Below are 898 nucleotides of genomic sequence, written 5' to 3' on the forward strand. Positions count from 1 at the left end.
GCGCCGGCGCGCCGCGCTCCGCCTGCGCCAGCCACGGCGCGATCGCCGCGCTCGCCTGCGCCGGCTCGCCGCTCGCCAGCCGCAGCCGCGCCAGCGCGGCCGCGTGCTCTGGCCGCGGCTCGCGCATGCAGGCGGCGCGCAGCAGCGACGCCGCCGCCTCGCGTTCGCCGCGGGCAGCCCGCAGCAGCCCCTCCTGCGCGACGAAGCGGGCCCGCAGCTGCGGCGCCAGCGGCCAGCCGGCCAGCTCCGCCTGGGCCGCTCGCAGCAGCGCGACGGCCATGTCCCAGGCGCCGTCGGCGATCAGCAGCGCGATCCGCTGCTGCGCCGCGAGCGCGCGCGGCGATCGTTCGCCGAGCGGACGCAGCGTCCGTTCGGCCCGCGCCAGCAGCCGCTCCGCCTCCTCGCGCTGCTCCCAGTGCAGCAGCGTCGCGGTCAGCACCGTCTGCGCCGTCGCGGCCGCCGCGGTCCGCTCCAGCCCGCGCCGCTCGGCCGCGGTCAGCGCCGCGCGGGCGCGCTCGGCCGCCAGCACGAGCCGGCCGGCCAACAGCGCGGCGAGCGCGAGCTGCGCCTGCGCCAGCAGCGCGACCGGCGCCAGCTCGCGCTCGCGCGCCGCCGCCAGCGCCGCCTCCAGCCGCCGCTCGCCGGGGTCGAGCCGGCCGCACCAGACCTCGACCGCGCCGAGCTGCGCCAGCGCGGCGACACGCAGGTCGTCAGCGATCGCGCTGGCATCCGCGCGTGCGCCGGCTGCCAGCAGCGCGCCGGCGCGGGCGGTCCGCTCGACGTCGCCGCCGACCCGGCCGAGCAGCAGCTCCGCGACAGCGCGTCCGCGCGCGAGCCGCGGGTCGGCGGGCGCGGGCGGCGCCGCAGGGGGCGCGGGCGCGGCGGCAGGCGTGGCGGG

General features: G+C 82.6%; 1 pseudogene. It reads right to left on the reverse strand.

Going from position 1 to position 898, the window contains the following annotated elements:
• Positions 1-898, reverse strand: a pseudogene (locus Q7L73_RS28595) (hypothetical protein); the annotation flags it as partial.

It is taken from the genome of Conexibacter sp. CPCC 205762 (genome assembly GCF_030646155.1).
GTDB lineage: Bacteria > Actinomycetota > Thermoleophilia > Solirubrobacterales > Solirubrobacteraceae > Conexibacter.